Genomic DNA, 26,856 nt, shown 5'->3' with positions numbered 1-26,856 from the left:
TTCAATATTATGGTAAAATACAAAAAAAGGCAATGGGGGGAGCTTTCATGTTCATACATAAAATAAATGAAGATTTAGCACTAAAATTAATACAGCCACATGATGCACAGCGTGTGTTTGCGTTAACAGAGCTTTCGAGAGAGAACTTAAGAACATGGCTGCCTTGGCTTGACACAACAACAAAGCTGCAGGATACACAGCAATTTATCCAATTTTGCTTAAAAGGATTTTCTGAGAATACAAGTTTAACAACAGTAATTCTTTATAAAGGCGAAATTGTTGGAGTTGTTGGGTTTAATAGTATAAACTGGGCGAATAAAACAGCCTATATTGGCTATTGGCTCGGGACGGGCTATGAGGGCAATGGAATAATGACAAATGCTGTGCACGCATTAACTGATTATGCCTTTTTAGAGCTGCAGCTCGATAAAGTAGAAATAAGGGCTGCGTCAGGGAATAAGAAAAGTAGAAGTATTGCGGAACGTCTTCATTTCACAATGGAAGGCTGTATCAGGCAGGCAGAGTGGTTGTATGATCATTATGTGGATCATATCGTTTATGGAATGTTGGCAGAGGAATGGGACAGCTGAGATTCAGAGAGCGATATCGTTTATAAAGGAGAGAGAAGCAGATGGAAACAGTCCGTAAGTTGATTTTAACTAGAAAGCCTGGTGTAGACGAGATAGATATTAAGGCAGCAGAAGAAAAACTTCAAGCAGTGTTTCCAGAACAATTTGTGCAGCTGTACCATTTAGTAAATAACCCTGAAATTGGAGAATGGTTACTATTTCCGATTAAAGACCGCAAAAATGTGAAGAAAACATGGGATGATATTGTCAGACAAAATACTGAAGTTCGTTATATTGGAATGGCAGACGAATGGATTGTTATTGGCGAAAATGGTACAGGTGATAAATTATGCTTAAAAAAAGTTAATGGATTGATGAGGGAACAAATCTTTCTCTGGTACCATGAAAGCGGAGAAGCTGAAGAGCTTGCTCCGAGCTTAAAACAATTTATTATTTCCATGACGGAAAGGAATAATTGCAAGTAAAAGTGATCGCTTTTTAACGGGCTGATCATTTTTTTATTTTCACAAAACAGTTTTGTAGACATTTATTCAATGAGGACAAAAGTCAATTTTTTACATAGTAAACGTTTGTACATAACCAGTGGAATAAGGTGACATATATTAGTATGAACAAGATCAGAAGGGAGCATTTTAATGGGTATATTGGGTTTTTCTGTTAGGGGAGAAGCACGTAAAATATCAAAGCATTTGTTGAAATCACTGCACGGAGTAATCAATAATTGGGATTCGGAGGACAAGCATAATCATCATTATCCTTCTAATAACAATTATCAAAACTATTCCACTTACTCAAATGATCCTTCCTATCCACATCACCATTCACAAAACAATTATAACCACCACTCAGATTGTGATTGTGGCTGCGACAATCATCATTCAGATTGTGAATGCAATAAGCATCATTACTCTGATTGCAACTGTGGCCACCATCATCACTCTAATTGTAACTGCGGTAAACATCATGACAGACGGGGACAAGGGAATTTTCTGCTTAAACCGCTTCATAACAACTGTAATAACGGACATTTTGTCGGCAAGGATTGTGATGTTCCGTTAAAAGTATCACCATTCTTTTTCGGAATCAATAATCCACGGCTGAACTTCAACGGGTTGAATGGAAACCTTGCTTTCCAGCTCTTCCGTTTTAAAGGCTGCAAAGTAAAAATATTTTTAGAATGTCCTGATATGTCAGATGAAGTGGAAGGCGTTATCTGTAATGTGGGTACTAACTTTGTCGATATTCTTATGTTTGACGAGAAGGTTGTTACTGTACTGATTGAGCATATTTGCAAGATTGAATGGCTGGACAAGCATTGCAATCCGTGTCCGGTTTGTTACTTCCCGTGTGAGGATGATCATTTTTGTCCGCAATGTGGCGCAAAGCATGATGAAGAGGAAGAAGAAGAAGTTTAATTGCAATGCAGATCGTCTTTTCCGTGTTAATGCGGAAAAGACTCTTTTTTTATTTAACATACTTAGACAGATATAGAACGCGGTTTTTGATTATCATTTAGGCAGGAGCTGAATAGGATACACATAAAGCAAACTTTTAGGGGGGCATATGAGAAAGGTTGTTATTCTATTCATTATCCTGATTTGTCCGTTTCTTTTCCCTTTTCAAGCAGCAGCTCATGCTGTCTTAACAAATGCAAATCCTTCGGCAGACTCCAGGCTTGACGAGAGTCCAGAGGAAATAGTTCTTCTCTTCAATGAAGCGATTAAAGCAGGACTTTCTGCTGTTAAAGTAATGAATCAAGACAAAGAATTAATTACAGAGGCTGAGACGACTTTAAGCAATGATAATAAACAGCTTAAAACACGCCTTCCTGCACTTTCTGAAGGAGCTTATTTAGTCTCATATACCGTTATCTCAGCAGATGGGCATCCAATAAGTGGTTCCTATGTATTTTTGGTCGGCAATGCAGCACTGCCGGCTAATTTAGAAATAAGCGGAGATAATTCATACGAAATCCCTGTATTTGTGACAAGAGCTGCCTATTATTTTGGCTTGCTTAGTGTCACTGGCTGGATATTATGGGGAGTACTTCAAGAAAGCAAACACAATGATATACAAAGACGTAAATTTCGGTTTGTTTCTCTTATCTTGCAGCAATATCATCTGTTATGTTTAATTATATTAATTGCAGTTCAGTGGCTTATGAATACGACTGTCTCTGGCATTCCTTTAAACACCGGTTTCGGTCTTTCCTGGATATTTTCCTTGTTGTTATCACTGCTGGGATTTTTCCTGCTTTTTAAAGCAAAATGGCTCGATTGTATTTGGATAATACTGATGCTCACAGCGAAAGGCTTCAACGGTCATTCTGCTTCTTATGGACCGATGTGGATATCTGTACCAATCGACTTTCTCCATTTATTTGGTGCAGCAGTCTGGACTGGCGGGTTATTGTATATAGTGATTTTTTGGAAAAAACACCGTCTTCATATTAAGGATTTTATACCGCTGTTTTCAAAAGGAGCATTTATAAGCATGTTAATCCTCTTTATGTCGGGGATTGCGTTGACTGTTCTCTATTTGCCTAGTTTGGATTATTTATGGGTAACGCCTTGGGGGATTTTCCTGCTGACTAAAGTGTTTTTAGTGTTCCTTGTTATCTTGACAGCAGGTATTATCCGCTATTATTTAAAAAAGAAATCATTCACTAAAAACTGGCAATGGTTAAAAGTAGACTTTGGTTTTATGGTATTGATCCTGCTTGTTGTTGGAGGATTAAGTTATTTAAGCCCTGTTCCGGCAAATACGCCTTTGAAATGGGAAGAAAAAAGCAGCCAAACAGATATGACTTTAACAATCACTCCAAATGCTCCAGGTAAAAATAGCTTTCAAGTTGAATTTACCGAGCATACAATCAAAAGGGCAGAGCTGTGGCTACAATATGAAAACAGTGAAGAAATCGCTCCAATCCAAGTCCCGTTAAAGCCTGCAGAGACAGACGGATTGTATGTGGCAGAAGGTTATTATCTTCCTTTTGACGGAAAGTGGGTCGCACATCTTAAAATCGTAGACCAGAATGGAGCAGAGAAGAACTTCACTAAAGGTTTTCGAATATTTAAAACAGAAAGTAAGGAGTAGCTTACTCTACTGTAATATATATTTCCTTATGTTCATGAATGCTGCCTTTTTCCACATGTACTTTGACTGTATATTCACCTGATTCTTCAAACAGAAGTTTTGCGTTATAGTGTCCGTCTTTGTTTTCTTCTGCATCAAAATACGGATGAGTTGTGTCTCCCTCTTTCCATGTTTCAAAGCCAACTTTAGCATCGGTCAGAGGGTTATTCCCATCCATAACTGCCACTTCTAAATCTAATTCCTTGTTAACTTGGTCGCTTACCGGTGTCTTGATTTCAATACTCACTTCATTTGAATGCTCATGTGTTTCATTTTCTGATGTTTGTTCATGCTCGGTTGTCGTTGTGCAGCCAAATAAAAAGATGGTGCTCACGCAGGCAACAGTCATTAGTCGTAACCTATTTTTGTTCATTTTCCTAACTCCTCTATAATGATCTTAATGAAAAGCACAGCAGTCCAAAACTTAAGAATACTAGCAGGGTCGCAACGACAATGAGAGTAAAGTTTGCTGCTGCGCCAAGCATTGGTCCCATTACTCCTGCCATAATGCCGCTTGAAACTCCTGTCAAAAGTGTCTGGTAGTCAACAAGGGAGCCGAAGATTGCTCCGACAGTGACAGCGATAATCAGCGTTAACACGGTCACTTCAGAAAAATACAGCGGGAATTGACTGCCAAGGATAATGCCGCATGATATTCCCATGACTCCGCTTGAAGTCATCGCAATATTCATGCCAAAATGGTAGCTGATTAAGTTTCTTGCCTTATGCAAATAAAAGTAAGAAACCGCAGCTGTAATAAAATAGCTGACAAAAAGAACCCATGTAAAAGATAACACCACTGATCACCCCTTGTTCCTATATGTATGAGATAAAATACTTTGTTGCGCCACTTCCTAGTTAGTCCCTTAAAAAAATGTGCGATTATCCCTTACTCGTTTCCGTCCTTTTTTTAGTCTCCCTTCATACTGTATAAAAAAAGCTAAAGAGAGGGATCGCTGTGGAGAGAAGAGAGATGGGGCCGGATGAGGAGAAGAAATATTATGAGGGACTCACTAATAAAACGAAATTCCTGAAAAATGATTATTATACGTTAAAAAGGGGAGATGGCTATACCTCTCCGCCAAGCACTATGCCTGCACATGAACTGAATCTGCTGCGGGATTACATGGAAGGAATTAATTTGAAGCAGATTGGTCAAAGTCTTCCCGAATATAAAAAGCCGATTATGCTGTCCAGATTTCTTAAAGGAAGGCGCAATCAGCAGACGAAGGTTCATGCTATTGTCAGTGAAGAAGCAGTAGAGCTGCTTGGCAGAGTCAGTGTTGTCGGCAGAGACTTTGTGGCATTAACAACTGTAACAGAGCGCTATTGGATTCCTTATGCGGCAATTGAATCGGCAAGTGTTCCTTATGGGATTTCTGATATGCCGAATAACCACCAGCAAGTCATATATGATGATACATTGAGGCGGAAGCTGTTGTTTGATTTTTCCTCAACCGTCCTAAAAAATGACGTATTAAAGCGCCAGTTTTACGAAGAATCCCTTGAAGTGCATCTTCAGGCATGGAAGAACACAAAGGTAACAGTTTTTACAGGTGGAGAGAAGCGAAAGGGAAAGCTAGTAAAGCTTGAAGCTGGGAAGCTGACATTAAAGCACGGCAAAGAGCTGTCTACTATAAATATGAAAGAGATAAATTTATTGAAAAGAAGTACTCCGTTTCAAATGTTTCCAACCTTTGTTCAGTGGGTCAAGGAAACCTGCCATAATATTTGGCCGAAACGGAGAAAGATAGGAGAAAGAAGAGTCTGATGCCGTAGGCATCAGACTCTTCTTTTTTGCTATGAATCTATGGAAATAAAACAGACTTCGTCAAAATTAATAGTACGGACTCCATCTTCTTCTGCACACGGATCAATAGGATTCTCTTGCTCTGGTTCTTCCTCTTCCTCTTCCTCTTCAGCTTGCTCTGGTTCCTCTATCCATTCAATCCTGAATTGATTTTCATCGACTTCACAAAGAATGCCTGAGATATTCTCTCCATCTGTTTTTACGCGTATCTTACAGCCGATAACAGGCAGCAGGAACAAATAAAGAGGAATCCCGAAAAATATATTGATGAGCTCAGGGCTGCGCCCGACAATTTCACCAAAATGCAAGGTGACTTCACGGCGCAGGCACATATCAATGTTTAGAAGCTCCTGCTGATGTTCAAACGTTTCTGCATCGTTATTTTCATGCTTCAAAAGGCAAATTCGGTTAAATAGAATCAGTTTTTTGTCTCCGAGTGTATTAAGCTTGATGAAATTAGAACCTGCATCCTCTAATATCCCTAGTATTTCCATTTCTTCATCATCACAAGTGACGTTTACTTTCACAAGAGAAAAGCGAAGTGCCCGGAAATGCTGCTGCAGCTGTCTTTGCCGCTGCTGTTGTTCAGGGTCTTGTGGATCACGGGGATTGCCGATGGTGCGAAGGGTATCATTAATTTCCTCAATACAAGCCTGTAAGGCGTTTAACTCCCGAAGCGGCAGCGAACTGCTCGGCGAGTTGTAACGCGGTGTCGGAATGGCTGGTGGACAAATATTTGGAGAACCAAAGCGATTGTTTGGAACACTTTCTGGTATTCGTTCAGGGCAGCAAAAGCCGCCTTCGGGGCAAATACCCTGATTATGGTGACAAGGACAATCACAATATTTTTCTGACATCTTTATTTAAACACCTCTTTTCTTAATCGTATCTAAATGGAGAGAAATTCGGATTCAACGGAGCCAAATAAGGACTAGGCATATCTAAAACACGCATGATTCCCCACACACCGAGTTCGATATCCCAGCGAATAAGACCAGATCGGTACAGATAGTCTCCTGGCAAGTTCAAATAGCCGCCAGCTCCGTATTTTAAAGCAAAATCATCTGCATGACCGACAGCTATCTGTCCTTCAATGGAAGTGATTCGTGAGTTTACATCATCATCATCATCGAGCCATTTGTGGCCATGGAAGGTAATGGAGTGGGCCCGGGCTCTATCAGCAGGGAAGGTAAACCTTATAACAACCGGGTCACCTGCATAGGCTAAAAATAGCGGTGTTGCTGGATCTCCATGGACAAGGGAGCTGAACACTTTTGATATATCCGGATTCTGTGCTAAGCGGTGTTTAAATCTTTCCGCCCTGTAATTAAAGGCCCGCGATCCTTGATCTTCAAAATCCTCTAATTCAAAGTCTTCAATATCGAGTAACAATGGTTCAGGATCGATAATAAGATTGCCATCTTTATCAACAAGACGGATACCGTCATGCATTACTACAGCAAATTCTCTATATTCACCAAAAGGGTTGGAGATGATAATCTGATCACCGGTTTTCACTATTTCTCTTGTACATGGATCAAGATAACTGGATCCTCTGAATTCTGTGATCAGCATTCCGAAGGCCCCATGGTGGCGGTGATTGCGGATATCGGCCATATCCCAGAGATTTGCTGATCCAAACGGCTGATCTAAATACCAGCGATAGGTGATACACTCACCTGGTCCAATTGTTTGGTCATAGTTATAGCCAACTGTTGCACCGTCCGAGAATCGGACGTCATATTCAGCTAACTGTGCATGCATCGAAATGCGTCGAGACGGAGGGAAGGGAGCCTCGACTGGCACACTTGGATAGCCATGCAGTAGATCATCCTCATTATGAAACGGACCAAATATTTGATTGTAGAGCGTCACTTCCACACATTCTCCAACATTACCACGTAATATGAGCGGTTCAGGATTTTTTTCGCCGCTTACTATCTTTGGAACATCCTCAGCAAGTGCGAATATAAGACCATGCGGATCATGATCGCCAAAGCTGTTGTAAACGATTGGCATCTGGAGTGCAACCACCTCATATTTGCGGACTGGTGCGCCAGGAGGTGCTGGGTTTCCAGGATGCGGTGCCATAGGCGGTCTGCAGCCGGCCGGAACAGGCAAGGCTTCTGTTCGTGGCGGCGGTGCAGGCTGGTCAGGCAATGGCAGCAAATGCGATACCTTCTCCTTAAATGTACGCATTAATCCCCAGTTTCCTAGCCAAACATCATCGATTGTTCCGAAATGATAGAGCATATCAAAGTCGCCTTCACCATCTATGAAAAATTCAAAGGTAAAGGACTCGGATATACCGATATGCTGCTGCTGCACTAACTCTGAATCCAAGTCACCTCTTTCACGATGCCAGCGCTGGCGATGTAAATTGAAGCTGTGTGACTCCTCATGAGCACCTTGAATAAGCCTGATGCGGACTGGGTCGCCGTTGTACGTCTCTAAAAGCGGCGTGACTGGATCACCATGAACCCATGAACTGAAGGTATAGGCAGGATCACAGTCAGGTTCCTTTATCCGGTATTGCAGCGGCTCGTTTCGGTAGTTAATGCCCATTACGCCAGGGTCATCTGGTGAACCAGGAAAAGGAGGCGGGTTTAAAGGCTGATTATTTGCATCAAACAGTAATGAAAAATCATGAACGAACAAATGAAACTCTCGGAAGTCAGGACTTAGCGGGTTCACAATCATTGCTTGCGTTCCTGATTCTATTTCTTCTCCAGTGTGTGGATCAAGGAAGCGGGAGAATCTAGATTCTATATTAATTGCGGCAAATACACCATGCTGCTGATGTTCATTGGCAAATAAGTGGTCATGCCAAAAGGTTGCTTTTAATTCAACATCTGCAAACCATTGATAGGTGATTGTTTCTCCAGGCAAGATGCCTGAGTTATAATTCCAGCCAACGTTAGCACCATCTGAACAAAGCGGATCAAACTTTACGAAGTGGACATGCATGCCAGCTTCATACGTACGATTGACAAGCTGGAAGGCATTACCGCCTAATACTTCAGGAAGTTTATTTGTAAAGTGAAGCCTTAGACACTCTCCTGCATTTGCACGGATAACGAGCGGTTCCGGTGACTTTCTGCCTGCTAGAACATCTTCTTCATCTTTCGCTAAGACGTAAAGGCGTCCCTCTGGATCGTGCCAGCCTTGTTTGTTGTATACTATCGGCATTTGAATCAAAGAAATATCATATTCTCTTACCGGCGCTCCCGGGGGACATGGATTTGTAAATGCTGCTCCAGGGACTGGACGACTGTCAAAGGCATTCATCTCAAGAACGGTTGATTCTCTGTCTCCGACGAGCGGCGGTCTTGGTGCTTTACAGCCGGCAATTCCAGGAATGAAGTTCGGGTATCCTGGTTTTTCAGCTGTAGGCTCTGGTGGCAATGGCTGGGTTGGAAGCGGTTGAAGAGCAGCAATCGGTACACCATTTGGATAACATTGGCTTCCATCTTGCAATGTATCAAAAGTCCGTTGGATACCCCACATACCTTCACCAAAATGCGGGTAGAGATGACAGTGAATAATTGCATCACCCTTTGCTCTCTGCAGGCTGCCTGCACCGTACAATGGCGAAACTGTATAATTGTTCTGTGGGGAGACTGCTTGTACATCGACAACTTCTGAATCTTGGTCGGTTGGCTCTTGCAGCCACTGATGAACATGATAGTGAAAAGTGTGTGTCTCTTTTACACCACCATGGATAAGGCGAATTTTTATTGGATCTCCAACATATGCACGGAGAATCGGAGTCGAAGGATCACCGAATACCCATGAATCATGATGAACCTCTTCGCTTTCACACTCTGGTGCTACGACACCTTCTTGGATCAATCTTAACCTGTTTCGCATTGGCTCCGATCGGTAATTGATCGGAAATGTTGACTCAGGCTGCAAGGTGTGCGGGCTGATTGGATTCTGTCCTGTTAAATCACGAACTTCCGGTTCGTCTGCGAAAAACCAGGCAAATTCCCTGTAAGAAGGGAGCATAGCATTGTGAATATCAGCAAAAGCACCGCTGTTAATAGACAAACCAGTAACGGGATCTGTCCAATAGGAACCTCTTGGCTGTACTAAAAGAGCTCCGTACAGGCCGTGGACATTACTCCCTAATTCACTTGATAAGGTGTTGCCCATGTCAGAGAAGAAACATATACCTTGTTCATTTGCATGCCAGCGGTAAATAATTTGTCCACAAGGAGGCACCGTAGTATCGGGATTTACCCCAACAAAGGCGCCATCTGAAGTGAAGACACTATATTCTGCTTTTTGAATATGAAGAGATGTGCTAAAAGGAAGCTGGTTTTCGAATAAAATCTCAATATCATCACCGCGGTTTGCGCGGAGAACGAGTGGTTCAACTAGGTCAACAGGCATGAACGGGTTTGCTGCAACTTGCGCTTTCACTTTCTCTTCATTTTCTTTTAATACATACATCATGCCATCAGGATCGTAATCTCCGAATTTATTAAAGACGATTCTGATGGGGATTGCTACTATATGAAATTTTCGCAGCATAATTATCCCTCCTTTATTGCGAACCAACATTCAGCTTAGGTATTTTGTATTTACCATCTTCAATGAAGAAAACATCAATTTCGTCTAAATGGAGGCTGAAAATTTCTCCATCTAATTCAGAAATATTCGTAACTTCTACTTTAATTCTGACGAAATCAGACACAACTTCAAGAATTGTTCCAATAACCATAAACGGGTATGGTCCTAATAGGATAAATGTTCGTTTCCCTATACTTTGTCTGAACTTGTTTGTTACAACCGCTTGGCGGATAGCATTCACATCTGCTTCACCGTTAAGTCCTAATTCTTTCAACAGTTTGCTTTTATTTTTCGTAGACATAATATCACCTTTCTAAAGTAAGTTAGACTAATGGAAGACGTCGTTCTGGATCCCAAGGAGTAAACCAGGCAATTGCTTCTAACGGAATGCTTAAAGGTGTCGGGAACCGATAGTTCGGAGCATTACTCATTTTGATGATAGCGGGATTTAACGTAAGATAACCATTTGTCACTTCACTTACTGTTCCAGTGAAAATCGGTCTAAATGTTTGCCCAAGTATGTTCAATTGGTCTTCATCTGTCACAACTAAAATGTCTGTGCCTTCAAGACCTTTAAAAATCGAGTTTTCTGGAATTAATGGGTATTTATCTGCGTTCATACATAACCTTCCTTCTCATTATTTGTTTTAGTCGTATTGTATGTATGGTTGAATGACATGTTTGTGCTTTTATCTCTCTTGACAGCCAAATAAAAAAAACCGCAGCAATCTGCGGTTTCAAAAAAAATTTGAAAATTGGTGTTTCTATCCGTTATTTTTTACAGCGGCAGCAAATATTGTTTGGGAAGAAAGGGAAGTAGTTGTGGCAATTATGATGGTGATGACAAAAGTGGCAAGGGTTGCAGTGATTGATTCGGATAAAAGGCTGACAACGATTACAGCGATTGTGATAAAAAGCGTGATTGCAGCCATGATGGAAACCGTGATTACAGCAGCATCTGGAATTGGAATTACACATTCATTTATCCCACCTTTCAATTGTATTCTTTATATTATATTTTTTAAGAGACAAGCTGTGTTGGCGTATGAATTGAATCATAAATACAAATTAGCATAAATTGTAAAAAAAGGATGTGCCAATTTGGCACATCCTTAAATGGTTCCTTTTTATTTCCTATTATCGACTATCACTAATTCATCATGGTCCTTTCTTGACATATTTTCTGCGAAAACAAGATTAGTATGCAGTCTGTAAGAAAAGGAAGTAGCAGTTGGCTCAAGCTTGTCTGTAATGAGATAAGAAAATGGCAGTTCGATTTTTTCTTCACTGCCTATAACTCGGGACATCAAAATGGTCGTAACTTCTTCAACCGTTTCGGTTTTGCCATCCTCGAATTCCTTTACTAAGGTGCATTCTAATCGTTTAATTTTACAGCTTTTACGTCCCCCTTGAATATGGAATTGGCCTGTGACAACCTCTCCTGGAGCAGCTGATTGCTGTGATAGAGAAAGGTCAACAGTAGGGGCACCTGATTTTAGTAAATTAGTCAATAAAGTAAACAAACTATAATCCTCCAGTCCTATAATTTTATAGGATATTGTTTGATTTTTTGAAATGACATGAACAGTTGTAATGTCATAAGACGCGGTTTCGCTAGTCTTTAATGTTAATATAATAACAAAATATAAAATGATTGTCTTTGCGTTTCACTATCCAATTATACGTGTTCTTCTTAAATAATATAATAGAATTTTGCTGTCTTTTTTTAACTGATTGCTGGTCTTATTGTTTGATAATCTTTTCATCAACCCGCTTTTCAATCTTTTCCATTAAGCTTCTATCCTTTAGAAGTTCTTCTTTATTCTTTTTAATCAGTTCAAACATATTCATTTTAACTTGTTTTTTCATTGTTCTCATCCTTTTTTTATTTTATTTTTTGGACATATTAAACAAAAAAATCCTTTACCGCTGACGGTAAAGGATTTTTGAAAAATAAAAGACCTTTACACGTTCACATGTAAAGGTCTTGCTAACAGCTTGTCAGCTGCCAACAAAGCCGAGAGTGCATGCACTCTGTAATGACGACTTTGCTGTAAAAGCTACTCCCCTTTAGGGATATTCGAAATGTATATATCTATCATATAAGAGAGAAGTAAATTCGTCAAATATAATTCTTTAAATTTAGAAAATAACATTTTCTTTCCTATATATATAGGAAATTAAAGTTTCCTTTTAAAATCTTAAGGTTACCGGAAACTTAATTTATTAAAGAGACGGATTATAATTATGCATTCGAAATGATGTGGTTATTTAAATGTACATGCTAAAGGATGAAGGGGGATGTGAATGTAGATAATTAATCTTCCAATCTACCTGTGAGTAAAAAGATTAATGGAAGATGGAAAATTCTTTTAACTTTTTTAACATTGTAAAAATGTATCGGCAAATACACCGGTAATTTTTATTTGTACATATATTGCGGTTAGTTCCTTTGAAAGTTGCTAAAATTAATTCAAGATTAATGGAATGAAAGTGATCATGAAAAAAGCTTATTGGAAAGTGATACACTTGGCAGTTCCAAAAGTTAATTATTGTTTTCGGACAATTTGTAAGGGTGTTATAATCAAATAGAATTTTTTTTATGGATAAAATGCGAACAGGAGAAATCCTTCAGCACATCTTGAAAAAGTAAAAAAAGTAGGAAGGTTTTATATAGTTGCTGTGTGGGAAGTAAGATAAATAGAATATATTTTCGTATAAAAAAAGTCTAATGAGGACTACTCTCATCAGACTTTTTGCATTTTTTTAGGTTCAAATAAACTCAAAAATCGATAAAAGTTGAGTAATATTGTTGACAAAAAAATTCAAAGAGACTCTATTGACTCTAGTACCAAAAAAGGGTTGAATAGTGTTTAGACACAACATATTGAGATATATTTATAAAAAACATCTGTATTTAGTAGCCCTTGTATGTTTTTAGGGTATAGGATAGAATATTGCTTTTGCCCCTATTCTATCAAAATTCTTAAGGAGGGAATAATTTTGTTTATCGTGTTTGACAGTAAAACCGGGAATGTGCGCCGCTTTGTGCAAAAACTAGAGCTTCCAGAGCACAATTTAATAGAACTAAAGGCTGGACTAAAAGTCTATGAACCTTTTATACTATTAACTTATACAACTGGAATGGGGCAGGTTCCTCAAACAACTTTAGACTTCCTTAAGGCAAATCACACCAATCTCTATGCAGTCGTATCGAGTGGTAATAAAAATTGGGGGCAAAACTTTGCTTTAAGTGCAAATAAGATATCAAATATGTACGGGGTACCGATTCTTCATAAGTTTGAGATGAGCGGCATGCCCGAGGATGTGGAGATAGTTAGGGAAAGGGTGCAAAATATTAGCTATGAGACACATAGAATTAAACAACGAAGTGACACAGCTTAACGAAAAAGGTTTCTTCCGTCTGGAAAAAGACAAAGAGGCAGTGGCTGAATTCCTTGTATCGGAAATCGAGCCGAAATTGATTCGTTTTGAATCTGTGGCACAAAAATTTACTTATATGGTGGAAAAAGATTTCTATTATCCACAAGTGCTGGAACAATACAGCATATCTGACATTGAAGACATAACAAATGCCGTTTACAACTATGAATTTAAATTCCAGTCTTACATGGCTATTTCAAAATTCTATAAAGATTATGCCTTGAAGACAGATGACAAGAAGAACTACTTAGAAACATACGAAGACCGCATTATCATCGTCGCCCTGTTTTTAGGACAAGGAGATGCTGAAAAAGCGAAGAAAACAGCAATCGCGATGATTGAGCAGCGCTACCAGCCGGCAACGCCGACATTCCTGAATGCAGGCAGAAGCCGTCGCGGAGAAATGGTTTCCTGCTTCTTATTGGAAATGGACGATTCATTAAACTCCATCTTCCATAATATCAATACATCCGGACAGCTTTCGAAAATAGGCGGCGGAGTAGCCCTTAACCTTTCGAAGCTGCGTGCCCGCAATGAACAAATTAAAGGCATCGATAATGCAGCATCAGGTGTTGTTCCTGTTATGAAGCTGTTAGAAGATACATTCTCCTACGCAAACCAGCTTGGCCAGCGTAAAGGGGCAGGAGCTGCATACTTAAACATCTTCCATTGGGATGTTGTTGAATTTTTGGATACAAAAAAAATAAATGCCGACGAGAAGTCCCGTATTCAAACACTTTCCATCGGATTAATCGTAGAAAACAAGTTCTTCCAATTAGCAAAGGAAAACAAAGACTTTTATGTTTTCGCACCGTTCAGTGTGTTTAAGGAATACGGTGTACATTTAGATGATATGCGCATGGATGAAATGTATGACGAGTTAGTGGCAAATCCAAATGTGAAAAAACGTGTTGCAATGACGGCGCGTGAAATGATCACAAAGATTGCCCAAATTCAGCTGGAATCAGGCTATCCATACTTTATGAACAAATCCAATGCAAACAAAGCGCATGCGCTTAAAGACATTGGCCAGATTAAAATGAGCAATCTGTGTTAACTTTCTAGCACCTTCAGTCAGTAATGGCTGTCGAATAACTCTGTTAAACGGGGGAAGTCCTATTTGTGTGAGAGCAATAGCGATAACCTGCCGTGCTAAATCTTATCTTATTATGATAATGCTTTACTCCCTTTAAAAGTTTATGTTTAACATGATAGATGAAAAGGAGAAACGCAATGAATCAGAAAGTGCCTTATGGGTTTGTCTATGAGACCGTTAATAAACTTAATGGTATGAAATACATTGGTGAAATAAAATATCCACAAATTTCCTGCTTATAAGAGACTTTCTGAAAGAATAAGATAAGTAAATGCCTAACGACTATCGAAAGCATAGCTGAATGAAAGACTTCAGTGAAGAAGCGAGTAGAGTAGAGCCAAGTGGTAGGTTGCTTATGCGGAATGGCATAAGCTGTAAAATCCTTTAAATCGAAAAGCAGAGCACCCCATCAGGTCGAGCTGAGGGTGATGATATAGTCTCCTCTATAGGGTATGACCTATAGCAGTTAGAAAACGGACTGAGTGTAACGAGCTCTGTTGAAGATGAGGACAGAAATCTTCCAACTTCAGGAAACTTCTGAAATTACCGATTACGGCCAAGAAGATATTATCCGCCGTGATATTAACTGTAATCTAGGTTCCCTTAACATTCCTAATGTGATGCAGCCTGGTGATGTGTTCAGAGATTCTGTTCATGTTGGAATTGAAGCTTTAACAACCGTTTCAGACATTTCAGATGTGCAAAACGCACCGTCTGTTAAAAAAGCAAATGAAGAGCTGCATGCGATAGGGCTAGGTGCCATGAACCTGCACGGTTACCTGTCTAAGAACCGCATCAGCTATGAATCAGATGAAGCAAAAGACTTCACTGCAACATTCTTCATGATGATGAATTACTATTCAATCGAAAAGAGTATGCTGATTGCAAAAGAACGAAACGAAACATTCAAGGACTTTGATAAGTCTGAGTATGCGAAAGGCACTTACTTCGAAAAATACAAAGAAGTAAGCTATGCGCCAAAAACAGATAAAGTGAAGCAATTGTTTAATGGCATCTATATTCCTACTTGTGAAGACTGGGCAGAACTAGCTGCTTTAGTTAAAGAACACGGTATGTATAATGCTTATCGTTTAGCTGTTGCCCCAACACAATCCATTGGCTATATTCAAAACGCTACAGCATCTGTAATGCCTGTTGTTAACCAAATTGAGTCCCGCACATATGCGAACTCTACAACATATTATCCAATGCCTTATATGGATGAAACGAATTTCTGGTTCTACAAATCAGCATTCGATATGAATCAATTTAAGATTATGGACTTGATTGCTGCAGCACAAGAGCATGTCGATCAAGGTATTTCGACCATTCTTTATGTAAACTCAGACGTTTCTACAAAAGAATTGGCGCGCTATTATATCTATGCGAACGAAATTGGCTTGAAATCACTTTACTACACACGCACACGCAACTTGGCGATTGACGAATGTATCGCATGTGCAGTTTAAGATAATACACGGGGAGCCTAAGTCTCCCCTTTATTTTTTGTAACACTGGGGGAAAGAAAATGACTAAGTATGCTGTTAACTGGAATCAGCATGAAGATGATTACACACAGATGTTTTATACACAAAATACGAGACAGTTTTGGCTGCCGGAAGAAATCAGTCTTTCATCTGATAAAAATACTTGGGGTGAATTGTCAGCTACAGAGCAAGACACATACATGAAAGTGCTTGGCGGTTTGACACTTCTTGATACAGAGCAGGGCGGCGAAGGTATGCCGTTGATCAGCATGCACGTAAGCGGCTTGCAGCGTAAAGGTGTGCTTTCCTTTATGGGAATGATGGAGCAAATCCATGCAAAATCCTACTCAACCATCTTTACAACGCTTGCTACAGAGGAAGAGATAGACCAAGTATTTGACTGGGTGCACAATCATCCTCAATTGCAAAAAAAGGGCAAGCTTATCTCTGAATATTACCAAAAGCTCTTTAAGCCAGAAGTAAGCAAGTATGACTTGTATATGGCGACAGTTGCTTCTGTCTACTTGGAATCATTCCTATTTTATTCTGGATTCTTTTATCCATTATTCTTGGCAGGGCAAGGCAAGCTGACAGCTTCTGGAGAAATAATAAACTTAATAATTCGTGACGAAAGTATACACGGAGTTTACGTTGGTCTAATAGCGCAAGAGCTGTACGGTCAGCTTACAATCGAAGAGCAGGAACGAGCTGCAAAAGAAAGACTTGATCTAATGGAAACTCTTTACCAAAATGAGTTAGGATATACGCAGGACTTATACGAAAAGATTGGTCTTGTAGATGAAGTAAATAAATTCATTCGCTACAATGCTAACAAAGCTTGTATGAACCTTGGATATGAAGCAGTATTTGAGTCAGAGGCAATCAACCCGATCGTGGAGAACGGGATGAAAACAGATACGAAAAACCATGACTTCTTCTCTGTTAAAGGAAATGGTTATGTAAAGGCTACTAAAGTGGAGCCGTTGTCAGATGATGATTTTGTGTTTGACTGGAAAACGAACGAATAACGATACAACCAGCTTCTAAATAGAAGCTGGTTTTTTTAATTGGGGGCAGGTCCAGTGGACTCTCGGACAAGCAAAGTGGTGGGCAAAAGTATTTCTTGATTAGCTGCATCTTTATTGCTGATTCTCCACATTAACTGTTCTACCGCTCTTTTGCCGAAAAGTTCAAGGTCGATATCCATTGTTGTGATTTTCGGTGTAGCAAGTTTCGATAATTGACCATTGTCAAAATTCGATACGGAAATCTGTTCAGGAATTTTGTAGCCTGCATGCACGAGATACGAGCTGACGAGAAAGCCTAAGCCATCATTAACACAAAACCAGGCAGTTGGCTGTTTAGGCAGCTGGTGCATCGCTTTTCTAACACCATCCTCATCTTCTTCTATGTCGGAAAGAAGCAATGCTTCATTATGCTTTATTCCATAATGGTTTAATGCCAAATGATATCCTTCCAATCTTTCATAATAGCTCGGCGAAATCGAAATATTGCCGATGAAACCAATTTCTCTGTGCCCTAATTGAACGAGATGCTCTACCGCCAGAAATGCTCCAAACCGATTATTTGTTAATACTGCATCAGCTTTAATGTGTGGGTGATGATGATCAACTAACACAGCAGGGATGCCTGTTGATATAATTTTTTGAATATACTCTGTATTCAAGTGGGAAAGAATTAATACTCCGTCAACCGAACCATTGAGAATAAAGGTAGGTAATTCCAGGGATTGTATGGCTGCTTGGTTTATCGATTGAATCATTAAGCTGTTGTTTTGACTTGCTATCTCCTTTTCAATACTTAAGTAAATTTCACCGAAAAAGCTTTTAAGAGAAAAGGCATAATCAGATGCAATAAGCGCAATTTTAACATTTTTGCTGTCTATGTTATATTGGTAGTTTTTACGCGCAGGCAAATATTCATAGCCTAACTCGCGGGCTGTTGCTTCCACTAAACTTCTCGTTTTTTCACTTACACCGGCTTTGCCTGTTAACGCTTGGGAAACAGAATTTTTCGAAATATTTAACTGGTCTGCGATATCTTGCATCGTAATTTTTTTTGTCATGAAATCATTCCTTCAACTAATTGAAAACAATATTATTCATTATACTAACATACATGACAAAATAATGTCATGCAACAAAGTCTTTATCTTTAATATTAGTGTGAATTAACTACAATTCATACTTGGTGTTTAGTCCGAAAATCGCGTTGAATAATATAAAAGACAATGTGATAATTCTAATTGTAACGTTACAATAATTTCGTATAAAAGAATTGTAATTCCCTTTTGTAATTGTAATGATAATCCACATGTTGATGTACTGGTAAAGTAATTAATCTTAAACGGGGTGATAACATGAAGAAAAAATCTAAAAAAGTGATTTCTCTGCTTATGGCAGCAACCGCTGCTGTTTCGATTCTTTCAGGATGCAGCGGGGAAGGTAAAAAGAATGCAGATAAAAACAGGGAGACAACGATAGAGTTTTGGGCAGCACCGAATATTACTCAACAAGCTTATTGGAAGGAAATGGCCAAGGAATTTGAAAAGGACAATCCAAAGATTAAGATAAATGTTAGCGCTATCAAAGAAAGTCCTTCATCTGAAGCGAGCATTCAATCCGCAATAGCGGGTAAAAGCGCTCCGACGATGTCAGAAAATATTAACCGCGGATTTGCAGCACAGCTTGCTGAAAGTAAAGCGCTCGTGCCTCTTAATGAATTAGACGGCTGGGAAGACATTATCACAAATCGGAACATGAACGAAACAGTGGAGCCGTGGAAATTTTCCGATGGAAATCAGTATGTACTGCCAATCTACTCCAACCCAATGCTTTTTGGGTGGAGGCTGGATATTTTAAAAGATCTTGGCATTAATGAGGCTCCTAAAACATACAGCGAAATGCTTGATGCTGCCAAGAAGCTTAAACAAAAGTATCCTGAAAAATTCGTGTGGGCCAAGCCGGACTTAGCAGACCCTACAGCGTGGAAAAGATGGTTTGATTTCTTCATGCTATATAATGCCGCATCAGCAGGTAATAACTTCATTGAAGGAAACAAGCTAGTTGCAGATGATAATGCGGGAATAAAGGTGTTGGATTTCATGGATGATCTGCGAAAAGAAGATGCCTATTTGTTAAAAACAGTTACTGATCCCTTTGAAACAGGAGTCGGAATTTTCACTGACATTGGTCCGTGGACACTGACATATTGGGAGGAAAAGTTTCCGAAAATGGTATACGGAGAAACGTTTACACTTGCACCTCCGCCTGTTCCAGATGAAATGAGCACAGAAAATGTTAAAACATTTGCAGATACGAAAGGATTAGTTATTTATGCTTCAGCAACAGAGGAACAAAAACAAGCGGCTATGAAATTCATGAGTTGGGTATATTCCAATCCTGAGCATGATTTAAAGTGGCTTGAACAAACCAATCTGCCGCCTGCCCGGGACGACTTAGCTGAAAATGAAGCATTCACAGCCTTCTTCAGCGAAAACCCGGCACTGCAGCCGTATGCAGATGCTGTCCCAAATGGAATTCCATCTATCGATAATCCAAAATATAACGAGCTGCAAACCTTTATTGGCCAACATGCTGTGAATCCTGTTGTAAAAGGAAAAATAACGCCTAAAAACGGCTGGAATGACATGAAAAAGGCAATAGAGGGAGGGCTTTAATGTTGAGGAAAAGCAATGGGTTGGGCTGGCTGTTTGCCAGTCCATACCTCCTCTATGCCGTCCTGTTTTTTGCCATTCCATTAGTATGGTCGTTTTATTTATCTACAACAGATTGGAACTTAATTTCTCCAGAATATAATGGGAAGGGCATTGCCAACTACATAGAAGTGTTTCGGTCTCCCGGTGTCCAAGCGGCATTCCTTGTTACCTTTAAATTTATGGTTGTTTTCGTTCCGTTAGTTATTATTTCATCTATGATTGTTGCAGCAATTGTCCATGGTCTTCCGAAATTCAAAGGTATATTCCTGATTGGTTTTTTCCTGCCATATTTAGCATCTGGTGTGGTGTCATCCTTTATTGTCAAAGGATTGCTGTCATACAATAGTCCGCTTAACACTGTTTTAAGAGGAAAGTTTGGAATCGATATCGATTGGCTTGGTTCGCCTCTAGCAGCATTATGTGTCGTCGCAGTAATAATCGCTTGGAAGTTTACTGGGTATTATGCATTGATATTAACCTCTGGGTTTGAAAGCATCAATGCAGAAATATATGAAGCAGCAGAAATCGATGGTGCTTCTAGCTGGCAAAGGTTCTTTAAGATCACACTGCCATTATTATATCCGGCAATTTACACAGTCATGATTTTGTCTATCGGTGTTACCTTTGGAATTTTCACAGAGGTATATCAATTGACAGGAGGCGGGCCAGATTACGCAACCAATACATGGCAAATGGAAATCTTCACACAAGCATTTAAGAATTTACAGGCTGGTTATGCATCTGCGGTGGCAATCGTCGCTTCTGTGATTACGTTTTTATCCATCTTTATCATTAGAAAACTATTAGAACTGTGGGGAAAGCGCAATGGTTGGGTCTAAAAGGAAAGGATTGCTGCTTCGCTATATTGTCGCAAGTATTCTATTATGCATAATGGTTTTTCCTTATCTGTATATGGTAATGAGTTCATTTGCGGTCTGGGATCAAGTCGATAAGAGCTTGGTGCCGACACAGTTTACACTTCGCTCTTACGAATGGCTGTTCGGAGGAGGAGATGTAGCTGTACCAAGACCATGGATAAGAGCGTTCTTCAATAGTGTTATTGTTTCAGCAGGGTCTACTGTCCTCATGATGGTCACCGGAGCTGTTGTAGCCTATGCATTAGCAAAAATGAACTTTAAAGGCCGGGAAACTGTCCACAATATCATCTTGTTTCAAATGTTTTTTCCGGCGATTATTTTGTTAGTTCCGTCCTTTTTAATCATCCAAAATGCAGGGCTGTATGACACTTACTGGGCGATGATTATTCCAAAAGCAATGAGTTTATGGGCGGTGTTTATGTATACGAACTTTTTTCGTGCTATCCCAGACACTTTTATAGAAGCAGCGAAACTGGACGGCGCAGGTCATCTGCAAATTTTGAGGAGGGTTGTGCTGCCGATGTCAAAATCAATTACCACGGTCGTTTTTCTGTTCTTGTTTATGGAGAGATGGTCAGAGTTACTATGGGATATGCTTGTCATTAAGAGTGAGAATATGCTGACATTGAATGTGCTTTTATCGCAAATGTTCGGACCATATGGCGGTTATCCAGGACCGATGTATGCAGCCTCCGTTTTATTAACACTGCCAATTATCATTCTCTTCCTTTTCTTTACGAAAAAATTTCAGGAAGGAATGCAATTTACTTTAAAGTAAACAGTGCACTTAAAAGAAGGGAATTTGTCTATGGAAAAACCAGTAAAAGCATTAGAGAAAATCTTACGGGAGTTTCAACAGCAGCCTCAGCCCACCAATCCACAAAAACTTACTATAACTGGGCTGGAAGGAAAAGATGTATACAATATAACCGCACCTTTTGAAGAAGGCGGAAAGATGATGATTGCAGGGAGAGTTGAATTCCGGGAGAGTGAAAAATCGTCCGTCCATTTCTTTACAGAGGAAAATGGAAAATGGATACTTCTGCAGGATGCACCAGTGTTTGCTTTGCAAGATCCTTTTATGACAAAAATTGGTGGCGAGTTAATTTTTGGAGGGGTAGAAACCTTTCCCCATCCAAAGAATAAAGATTTATTAGGCTGGCGGACGATCCTAATGAAAGGAGACAAGATTGCTACTTTAAAAGAGTTTGTAGCTGGTCCAGATGGTATGAAAGATTTGCGAGTAGTTGAATTAAGTGATGGTTCAATCGGGATGTTTACCCGTCCACAAGGAAAAAAAGGAGGCAGAGGAAAGATTGGTTTTAAGCGTCTGCTAACCTTAGCTGATATAACCATTCAAGAGATAGAAAATACACCATTACTGGAGCAATTTACTGACGAAGAATGGGGAGGAGTTAATGAAGCTCAACTCCTGTCCAACGGAATGATCGGTGTGTTAGGTCATATTGCTAAATTTGACGAACGTGGACACCGCCACTATTATCCGATGGTATTCATGCTTAATCCGAAAACGGGTGCTTCGTCAGAAATGAAAATCATAGCTGAACGGGCGAACTTTCAGAAGGGACCGTCTAAAAGACCAGATTTAAAGGATGTCGTTTTTAGTGGCGGCATAATACGTAATAGTGATGGAACTGCCTATTTGTATGCAGGAACTAGTGATGCAGAAGCACAGAAAATTACGATTCCAGATCCATTTCTACCATATGAAACGAAGGAGCTGAACATATGAATATTTATCGCTACGAACAAAATCCATTGCTTACACCAGAAGATATAACACCGTTTCACGAAGGATTTGAAGTTATCGGGGCTTTTAATGCGGGAATTACGGAGTATAAGAAGGAAGTAATCATGCTTGTTCGAATTGCAGAAAGACCGTTTAGCAATAGAGATAATACAGTGAAATCACCTATATATAATCCAAACACGAAACAGCTCGATATTATGGAATTTCAACGGGACGACCCTAATTACGATTTTTCCGATCCTCGTGTGATCAGAAGAGCAAATCATAGTAAGTGGTCTTACTTAACCTCTCTTTCTTATTTGCGAATCGCCCGCAGTAAAGACGGCCGTCACTTTACAGTGGATGAACAGCCGTTTATTTATCCAGCCAATGAACTGGAGACCTTTGGCATTGAAGACCCTCGAATTACTAAAATAGAAGATACGTACTATATTTACTATAGTGCAACATCTCCTAAAGGTGTAGGCGTTGTCATGGTTTCAACAAAAGATTTTGTTCAAGTCGAAAATCATGGAATGATTTTGGCTCCAGAAAATAAAGATGTAGCGATCTTTCCAGAAAAAATAAATGGAAAGTATTATGCTTTGCATCGCCCTGTTCCAAATAGTAATGGCTCTCCAGATATTTGGATTGCAGAATCTGAAAATCTGCTGCAATGGGGGAATCACCGTCATTTAATTGGCACGAGAGCAGGAAAATGGGATTCTGGCAGAATCGGAGGAGGAGCAGTGCCGTTTCGAACAAAAAAAGGCTGGTTAGAATTGTATCATGGTGCATCACAGGATCACCGTTACTGTATGGGGGCAGTCTTATTAGATTTACAAAACCCAGCGAAAGTTATTGCACGATCGGAGAATCCTATAGTTGAACCGGAAGCACAGTATGAAAAAGAAGGATTTTTCGGTGGAGTTGTGTTTTCTTGCGGGGTGCTGACAGAAGAGGACATCATTAAATTGTATTATGGGGCAGCAGACACATCCATGGCTTGTGCTGAACTAAGTTTGGAGGAAGTCCTTGATTCCTTAACCTACTTGTAATACCAAAAGGTGATACAGGCTTGGCAGCTGTTAAAATACACTCTTTAAAAATGTTACAGCACTATCCTAAAAAATTAGATTATAGTATATAATAAACAAGAACATATATTCTTGTTTGTGAAGGATGATGCCCAATGAACGAAAGAAAGCTTGTATTATATATTGCTCAAAGCTTAGATGGATATATTGCTACAAAGGATGATTCACTAGACTGGTTATTCCAAGTAGAGGGAGAAGGGGATAACGGCTACTCCGAGTTCTATGAAACAGTTGATACTATTCTGATCGGTAATCGTACATATGAGTGGATTATGGATTATGAAAAAGGTGATTTTCCGTATAAAGGAAAGGATTGCTATGTCTTCTCTCGAACCCCTAAAGAGAATACAGAATATGTTCAATTTATACAAGAGGATATTTTGCTCTTTGTGAACAAATTAAAAAAAGAAGCAGGCAAAAATATTTGGATGGTTGGCGGAGGTAATCTGCTTCAGGCTTTTTTGGAAAACAATTTGGTTGATGAACTGATTGTGACAATTGCCCCAACTGTTATCGGAGACGGCATTCCGTTATTTAAAGCTGGTAATTATAAGCTGAACCTTCAGCTGAAAGGTACACGAAGCTTTGGACAATTTGTTGAACTACAATATGAAGTAAAGAAATGAATAGAAAAAAGTCTGCAGCAACTGATGCAGACTTTTTCGTTATTCTCTCGCTAATAATTGCTTATTGAGCTCAGTTGCAGCATAAAGTGCGTTTTTGTCTGTTAAAATATCGCCAGGTTTGTTGCCAGCACCAAGAATATAGCCGGCAAAATTAACAGCGACGAAATCGAAGATATATTGAAATTGCTGAATCATCGGCAGACCTTTAATGGTAGGTGAATCGCCGCCAACAGCGATGACGTATGCTTTTTTGGAAGCCATTTTTCCTTTAAAATCAGGGTAGTTAGCATCTCTTAGCATTTGGGACCAGCGATCAATAAAGTTCTTCATGATTCCTGTCATGCTGTACCAATAAATAGGTGTAGCGAATAGAATAGTATCATGTGGGAGGATACGGTTTATGACTGTATAGTAATCGTCCTTGCTATCCTGAAAGCCAATTTCTTCGTGTCGCATATCCATTATTGGTTCAATATGGAAATCTCCTAAATAAATTTTTTCGACCTTGACCCCTTTAATTACTAAGTCTGTCAGCAATTCTGTATTTCCATTCGGGCGGTTTCCCCCATATATAACGGCAACTGTCATAATAAATTCTCCCTTCTCTCCATTACTATCTCTATTTTATGAGGACAGATATAGTAAGGAAAGCTGATTATTTTGATTGAATTAATCAATACTTTCGATAGAAATAGCTACTCTATTATTATTTTTCAGTTTGTAAAAATTTCTCTGTTCAAGTTAAGGGAACACTAAGGAAAAGATGATAAAATAGCAAGTAGCGGAGGGGAATGATGAAGAAGAATTTTATTCATTTAATAGAAACAGAGCTTTTAAAGAAAGTAGTGTTAAAAAGAGAAAAAGTGCATAATCCAGTCGTGGTAAAACGCATACCACTTGGATGGAAGTGTGTTGGAGTAGGCAATTATGCAGCTGTCTTTATGCATGATACAGAGCCAGATCTCGTCGTTAAAGTCAATGTAGTAGAACAAGAAAATCTAAAAAAGGAAGCAGATATATACAGAAAACTTGGCATTCATCCGAGCTACTCTCATCTAGTGTATGAAGGAGATAACTATTTAGTTTTAAAAAGACTAAAAGGAATCACGCTTTATAATGCCTTTGCTAAAGGAATTAGGATACCGGAAACTGTCATCGAAGATATTAATGAAGCCCTCGAATATGCGAGAAGATGTGGTCTGAATCCATATGATATCCACGGAAAAAACGTGATGATGAAGGATGGCAGAGGATATGTTGTCGACGTCTCGGATTTTTATAAAGAAGGCAAAGATGAAAAATGGGAAGATTTAGTGAAGGCATATTATAAACTATATAAAAAAACTATTTATAAGTACCCAGTAAAAATTCCTTTTAAAGCACTGGATGTTGTCAGGCATACTTATCGGTTTTACAAAAAAATCAGACGCAGGCTCCATTGGCAAAGCCAATAAAAGCCGTTCATTTTATTTTATATCTCTTAAAAGCTGGCCAATTTGACCGGCCTTTTTTAGTTGTCACAAAATTTTTAATTTGAAGGCTCAAAATCTATTGACAGAAATTAGATACGAGATTATGATTAATCCAAGAATGATTATCATTCTCATTATCATCCATTCAGGAGGGAAATAAACAGGTAAACTAGTAATACAGAAATATATACATACTATTTTATTTTAAAAGGGGTAGCAAACATTGAGCAAAAAACTTATACCATTCATTCTTCTTCTTGTATTAATTATTAGTGCTTGCGGCAATAAGACAACAGGAACATCTGGCGAAGAAACAAAAAAAGAGGAAGATTCCACAATCACATATGAATCAGAAAATGGCCCAATCGAAGTTCCAGCAGATCCACAAAGAGTTGTTGCTTTAACAAATGCAGGTTATGTTTTAAAACTTGGCGTTAATCTTGTAGGTGTAGATTCATGGTCGATGACGAATCCACGTTATGCAGACGAATTGAAGGATGTGGAAGTGGTTTCCGAAGAGAATATCGAAAAAATTGCTGAGCTGCAACCAGACTTAATTATCGCAGCAAGCACAACTAAAAACATTGATAAGCTTGGAAAAATCGCTCCGACTGTAACATACACTTATAACAAAGTGGATTACTTAACGCTGCATTTAGAAATCGGCAAGCTCTTGAATAAAGAGAAAGAAGCACAAGCATGGATTGATGATTTCAAAGCTCGTGCAAAAGCTGCCGGCGAGGAAATTAAAGCGAAAATCGGCGAAGATGCTACTGTTACCGTATTGGAAAGCTATGATAAAAGCATGTATATCCTTGGTGACAGCTGGGGCCGCGGAACAGAAATTCTTTATCAAGCAATGGGCTTAAAAATGCCTGAAAAAGTAAAAGAAATGACGGAAAAAGAAGGCTACTACACGCTGTCTTCTGAAGTCCTTCCAGAATATGTTGGTGATTATCTTGTAATAAGCAAATATAATGACCAAGATAACTCTTACCAGGAAACAGATGTATACAAAAATATTCCTGCAGTAAAAAACAACCATGTATTAGAAGCTAATGCATATGAGTTTATCTTTAATGATCCAATTTCTTTAGATTACCAATTAGATTTCTTTAAAGAAAACTTCTTGAAATAAGATGTAGAGAGTGCACTTT

26 protein-coding genes and 2 pseudogenes are annotated in these 26,856 nt (G+C 39.2%); 18 read left to right on the top strand and 10 right to left on the bottom strand.

Annotation, left to right across the window (positions count from 1 at the left end):
• The first annotated feature begins 47 nt into the window (after nucleotides 1-47).
• The 4 genes from LXM54_RS11725 (at nucleotide 48) to LXM54_RS11710 (ending at nucleotide 3,686) form a co-directional block, all read left to right on the top strand.
• Nucleotides 48-590, top strand: a complete 543-nt coding sequence (locus tag LXM54_RS11725; protein ID WP_233315353.1) for a GNAT family N-acetyltransferase — start codon at nucleotides 48-50, stop codon at nucleotides 588-590.
• A 41-nt stretch (nucleotides 591-631) separates the two neighbouring features.
• A complete protein-coding gene (locus LXM54_RS11720; protein ID WP_233315352.1) occupies nucleotides 632-1,054 on the top strand; it encodes an SMI1/KNR4 family protein in 423 nt (140 codons plus the stop codon).
• Nucleotides 1,055-1,225: 171 nt separating this feature from the next.
• Nucleotides 1,226-2,005: a hypothetical protein gene (locus LXM54_RS11715; protein ID WP_233315351.1), complete on the top strand. Its 780-nt coding sequence runs from the start codon at nucleotides 1,226-1,228 to the stop codon at nucleotides 2,003-2,005.
• Nucleotides 2,006-2,153: 148 nt separating this feature from the next.
• On the top strand, nucleotides 2,154-3,686 hold the full coding sequence (locus LXM54_RS11710; protein ID WP_233315350.1) for a copper resistance CopC/CopD family protein: 1,533 nt from the start codon (nucleotides 2,154-2,156) through the stop codon (nucleotides 3,684-3,686).
• A 1-nt stretch (nucleotide 3,687) separates the two neighbouring features.
• On the opposite strand, the gene LXM54_RS11705 is transcribed toward LXM54_RS11710, so the two are convergent.
• On the bottom strand, nucleotides 3,688-4,098 hold the full coding sequence (locus LXM54_RS11705) for a FixH family protein (RefSeq protein WP_233315349.1): 411 nt from the start codon (nucleotides 4,096-4,098) through the stop codon (nucleotides 3,688-3,690).
• Between the two features lie 13 nt (nucleotides 4,099-4,111).
• Nucleotides 4,112-4,522, bottom strand: coding sequence for a hypothetical protein (locus tag LXM54_RS11700; RefSeq protein WP_233315348.1), 411 nt, complete (start codon nucleotides 4,520-4,522; stop codon nucleotides 4,112-4,114).
• Nucleotides 4,523-4,683: 161 nt separating this feature from the next.
• Between LXM54_RS11700 and LXM54_RS11695 the strand changes: the two genes are divergently transcribed.
• Nucleotides 4,684-5,496, top strand: coding sequence for a hypothetical protein (locus LXM54_RS11695; protein WP_233315347.1), 813 nt, complete (start codon nucleotides 4,684-4,686; stop codon nucleotides 5,494-5,496).
• Nucleotides 5,497-5,525: 29 nt separating this feature from the next.
• On the opposite strand, the gene LXM54_RS11690 is transcribed toward LXM54_RS11695, so the two are convergent.
• Genes LXM54_RS11690 through LXM54_RS11675 form a run of 4 tightly spaced genes read right to left on the bottom strand, consistent with a single transcriptional unit; the run spans nucleotide 5,526 to nucleotide 10,730 of the window.
• Entirely contained in the window at nucleotides 5,526-6,392 is an 867-nt protein-coding gene (locus tag LXM54_RS11690; RefSeq protein ID WP_233315346.1) for a hypothetical protein, read from the bottom strand.
• A 22-nt stretch (nucleotides 6,393-6,414) separates the two neighbouring features.
• A complete protein-coding gene (locus tag LXM54_RS11685; RefSeq protein WP_233315345.1) occupies nucleotides 6,415-10,071 on the bottom strand; it encodes a multicopper oxidase domain-containing protein in 3,657 nt (1,218 codons plus the stop codon).
• 13 nt (nucleotides 10,072-10,084) lie between these two features.
• A complete protein-coding gene (locus LXM54_RS11680) occupies nucleotides 10,085-10,411 on the bottom strand; it encodes a hypothetical protein (protein WP_233315344.1) in 327 nt (108 codons plus the stop codon).
• A 22-nt stretch (nucleotides 10,412-10,433) separates the two neighbouring features.
• Nucleotides 10,434-10,730 carry a hypothetical protein gene (locus LXM54_RS11675; protein ID WP_233315343.1) on the bottom strand — a complete coding sequence of 99 codons (297 nt, stop codon included), beginning with the start codon at nucleotides 10,728-10,730 and terminating at the stop codon, nucleotides 10,434-10,436.
• 202 nt (nucleotides 10,731-10,932) lie between these two features.
• Here LXM54_RS11675 and LXM54_RS11670 point away from each other — a divergent pair, with 202 nt between their 5' ends.
• Complete coding sequence (locus LXM54_RS11670; protein ID WP_233315342.1) at nucleotides 10,933-11,187, top strand: hypothetical protein; 255 nt, start codon at nucleotides 10,933-10,935, stop codon at nucleotides 11,185-11,187.
• A gap of 50 nt (nucleotides 11,188-11,237) precedes the next feature.
• Here LXM54_RS11670 and LXM54_RS11665 read toward each other — a convergent pair whose 3' ends face one another.
• Entirely contained in the window at nucleotides 11,238-11,633 is a 396-nt protein-coding gene (locus LXM54_RS11665) for a sporulation protein (RefSeq protein ID WP_233315341.1), read from the bottom strand.
• A 220-nt stretch (nucleotides 11,634-11,853) separates the two neighbouring features.
• Nucleotides 11,854-11,979 (bottom strand): FbpB family small basic protein, encoded by a 126-nt coding sequence (locus LXM54_RS11660; protein WP_233315340.1) that lies wholly within the window; start codon nucleotides 11,977-11,979, stop codon nucleotides 11,854-11,856.
• Nucleotides 11,980-13,113: 1,134 nt separating this feature from the next.
• Here LXM54_RS11660 and nrdI point away from each other — a divergent pair.
• The 4 genes and pseudogenes from nrdI (at nucleotide 13,114) to nrdF (ending at nucleotide 17,165) form a co-directional block, all read left to right on the top strand.
• Nucleotides 13,114-13,515: a class Ib ribonucleoside-diphosphate reductase assembly flavoprotein NrdI gene (nrdI, locus tag LXM54_RS11655; protein WP_233315339.1), complete on the top strand. Its 402-nt coding sequence runs from the start codon at nucleotides 13,114-13,116 to the stop codon at nucleotides 13,513-13,515.
• Nucleotides 13,475-14,608, top strand: a pseudogene (locus LXM54_RS11650) (ribonucleotide reductase N-terminal alpha domain-containing protein); the annotation flags it as partial. The gene nrdI and the pseudogene LXM54_RS11650, both read left to right, overlap by 41 nt.
• A 551-nt stretch (nucleotides 14,609-15,159) precedes the next feature.
• A pseudogene (locus LXM54_RS11645) lies at nucleotides 15,160-16,119 on the top strand (ribonucleotide-diphosphate reductase subunit alpha); the annotation flags it as partial.
• Nucleotides 16,120-16,178: 59 nt separating this feature from the next.
• The gene (nrdF, locus tag LXM54_RS11640; RefSeq protein WP_233315338.1) at nucleotides 16,179-17,165 is read left to right on the top strand and encodes a class 1b ribonucleoside-diphosphate reductase subunit beta; all 987 of its coding nucleotides are present in this window, start codon (nucleotides 16,179-16,181) and stop codon (nucleotides 17,163-17,165) included.
• A 35-nt stretch (nucleotides 17,166-17,200) separates the two neighbouring features.
• On the opposite strand, the gene LXM54_RS11635 is transcribed toward nrdF, so the two are convergent.
• Nucleotides 17,201-18,223, bottom strand: a complete 1,023-nt coding sequence (locus LXM54_RS11635) for a LacI family DNA-binding transcriptional regulator (protein WP_233315337.1) — start codon at nucleotides 18,221-18,223, stop codon at nucleotides 17,201-17,203.
• A gap of 294 nt (nucleotides 18,224-18,517) precedes the next feature.
• Here LXM54_RS11635 and LXM54_RS11630 point away from each other — a divergent pair, with 294 nt between their 5' ends.
• The 6 genes from LXM54_RS11630 to LXM54_RS11605 all read left to right on the top strand — a co-directional run bounded on the left by LXM54_RS11630 (nucleotide 18,518) and on the right by LXM54_RS11605 (nucleotide 24,227).
• Entirely contained in the window at nucleotides 18,518-19,837 is a 1,320-nt protein-coding gene (locus LXM54_RS11630) for an extracellular solute-binding protein (RefSeq protein WP_233315336.1), read from the top strand.
• A complete protein-coding gene (locus LXM54_RS11625; RefSeq protein WP_233315335.1) occupies nucleotides 19,837-20,715 on the top strand; it encodes a carbohydrate ABC transporter permease in 879 nt (292 codons plus the stop codon). Before LXM54_RS11630 ends, LXM54_RS11625 begins: the two co-directional genes overlap by 1 nt.
• Nucleotides 20,702-21,532 (top strand): carbohydrate ABC transporter permease, encoded by an 831-nt coding sequence (locus LXM54_RS11620; protein WP_233315334.1) that lies wholly within the window; start codon nucleotides 20,702-20,704, stop codon nucleotides 21,530-21,532. Before LXM54_RS11625 ends, LXM54_RS11620 begins: the two co-directional genes overlap by 14 nt.
• Before the next feature lie 30 nt (nucleotides 21,533-21,562).
• The gene (locus LXM54_RS11615; RefSeq protein WP_233315333.1) at nucleotides 21,563-22,507 is read left to right on the top strand and encodes a DUF1861 family protein; all 945 of its coding nucleotides are present in this window, start codon (nucleotides 21,563-21,565) and stop codon (nucleotides 22,505-22,507) included.
• On the top strand, nucleotides 22,504-23,562 hold the full coding sequence (locus LXM54_RS11610; RefSeq protein WP_233315332.1) for a BtaManbiosPhlase: 1,059 nt from the start codon (nucleotides 22,504-22,506) through the stop codon (nucleotides 23,560-23,562). The genes LXM54_RS11615 and LXM54_RS11610 overlap by 4 nt, the downstream gene beginning before the upstream one ends.
• A 134-nt stretch (nucleotides 23,563-23,696) precedes the next feature.
• Nucleotides 23,697-24,227: a dihydrofolate reductase family protein gene (locus LXM54_RS11605; protein ID WP_233315331.1), complete on the top strand. Its 531-nt coding sequence runs from the start codon at nucleotides 23,697-23,699 to the stop codon at nucleotides 24,225-24,227.
• Nucleotides 24,228-24,266: 39 nt separating this feature from the next.
• On the opposite strand, the gene LXM54_RS11600 is transcribed toward LXM54_RS11605, so the two are convergent.
• Complete coding sequence (locus LXM54_RS11600; RefSeq protein WP_233315330.1) at nucleotides 24,267-24,815, bottom strand: flavodoxin family protein; 549 nt, start codon at nucleotides 24,813-24,815, stop codon at nucleotides 24,267-24,269.
• Between the two features lie 203 nt (nucleotides 24,816-25,018).
• On the opposite strand from LXM54_RS11600, the gene LXM54_RS11595 reads away from it, so the two are divergent.
• Both LXM54_RS11595 and LXM54_RS11590 read left to right on the top strand, forming a co-directional pair.
• Nucleotides 25,019-25,681: a serine/threonine protein kinase gene (locus tag LXM54_RS11595; RefSeq protein WP_233315329.1), complete on the top strand. Its 663-nt coding sequence runs from the start codon at nucleotides 25,019-25,021 to the stop codon at nucleotides 25,679-25,681.
• A 241-nt stretch (nucleotides 25,682-25,922) separates the two neighbouring features.
• On the top strand, nucleotides 25,923-26,837 hold the full coding sequence (locus tag LXM54_RS11590; RefSeq protein ID WP_233315328.1) for an iron-hydroxamate ABC transporter substrate-binding protein: 915 nt from the start codon (nucleotides 25,923-25,925) through the stop codon (nucleotides 26,835-26,837).
• The last annotated feature ends 19 nt before the right edge of the window (nucleotides 26,838-26,856 follow it).

The organism is Bacillus sp. Au-Bac7 (genome assembly GCF_021341655.1).
Classification (GTDB): domain Bacteria; phylum Bacillota; class Bacilli; order Bacillales; family Cytobacillaceae; genus Niallia.
Note: the sequence above shows the minus strand (reverse complement) of the source record. Positions and strands in the feature narration are given on the sequence as shown.

Excerpts from the sequence above, each read along its gene's own strand:
- LXM54_RS11630 (WP_233315336.1), top strand. The coding sequence starts at position 18,518 with ATGAAGAAAAAATCTAAAAAAGTGATTTCTCTGCTTATGGCAGCAACC.
- LXM54_RS11690 (WP_233315346.1), bottom strand. The coding sequence starts at position 6,392 with ATGTCAGAAAAATATTGTGATTGTCCTTGTCACCATAATCAGGGTATT.
- LXM54_RS11715 (WP_233315351.1), top strand. The coding sequence starts at position 1,226 with ATGGGTATATTGGGTTTTTCTGTTAGGGGAGAAGCACGTAAAATATCA.
- LXM54_RS11705 (WP_233315349.1), bottom strand. The coding sequence starts at position 4,098 with ATGAACAAAAATAGGTTACGACTAATGACTGTTGCCTGCGTGAGCACC.
- LXM54_RS11720 (WP_233315352.1), top strand. The coding sequence starts at position 632 with ATGGAAACAGTCCGTAAGTTGATTTTAACTAGAAAGCCTGGTGTAGAC.
- LXM54_RS11675 (WP_233315343.1), bottom strand. The coding sequence starts at position 10,730 with ATGAACGCAGATAAATACCCATTAATTCCAGAAAACTCGATTTTTAAA.
- LXM54_RS11625 (WP_233315335.1), top strand. The coding sequence starts at position 19,837 with ATGTTGAGGAAAAGCAATGGGTTGGGCTGGCTGTTTGCCAGTCCATAC.
- LXM54_RS11610 (WP_233315332.1), top strand. The coding sequence starts at position 22,504 with ATGAATATTTATCGCTACGAACAAAATCCATTGCTTACACCAGAAGAT.
- LXM54_RS11685 (WP_233315345.1), bottom strand. The coding sequence starts at position 10,071 with ATGCTGCGAAAATTTCATATAGTAGCAATCCCCATCAGAATCGTCTTT.
- LXM54_RS11600 (WP_233315330.1), bottom strand. The coding sequence starts at position 24,815 with ATGACAGTTGCCGTTATATATGGGGGAAACCGCCCGAATGGAAATACA.
- LXM54_RS11680 (WP_233315344.1), bottom strand. The coding sequence starts at position 10,411 with ATGTCTACGAAAAATAAAAGCAAACTGTTGAAAGAATTAGGACTTAAC.
- LXM54_RS11725 (WP_233315353.1), top strand. The coding sequence starts at position 48 with ATGTTCATACATAAAATAAATGAAGATTTAGCACTAAAATTAATACAG.
- nrdF (WP_233315338.1), top strand. The coding sequence starts at position 16,179 with ATGACTAAGTATGCTGTTAACTGGAATCAGCATGAAGATGATTACACA.
- LXM54_RS11615 (WP_233315333.1), top strand. The coding sequence starts at position 21,563 with ATGGAAAAACCAGTAAAAGCATTAGAGAAAATCTTACGGGAGTTTCAA.
- LXM54_RS11620 (WP_233315334.1), top strand. The coding sequence starts at position 20,702 with ATGGTTGGGTCTAAAAGGAAAGGATTGCTGCTTCGCTATATTGTCGCA.
- LXM54_RS11605 (WP_233315331.1), top strand. The coding sequence starts at position 23,697 with ATGAACGAAAGAAAGCTTGTATTATATATTGCTCAAAGCTTAGATGGA.
- LXM54_RS11595 (WP_233315329.1), top strand. The coding sequence starts at position 25,019 with ATGATGAAGAAGAATTTTATTCATTTAATAGAAACAGAGCTTTTAAAG.
- LXM54_RS11660 (WP_233315340.1), bottom strand. The coding sequence starts at position 11,979 with ATGAAAAAACAAGTTAAAATGAATATGTTTGAACTGATTAAAAAGAAT.
- LXM54_RS11710 (WP_233315350.1), top strand. The coding sequence starts at position 2,154 with ATGAGAAAGGTTGTTATTCTATTCATTATCCTGATTTGTCCGTTTCTT.
- LXM54_RS11635 (WP_233315337.1), bottom strand. The coding sequence starts at position 18,223 with ATGACAAAAAAAATTACGATGCAAGATATCGCAGACCAGTTAAATATT.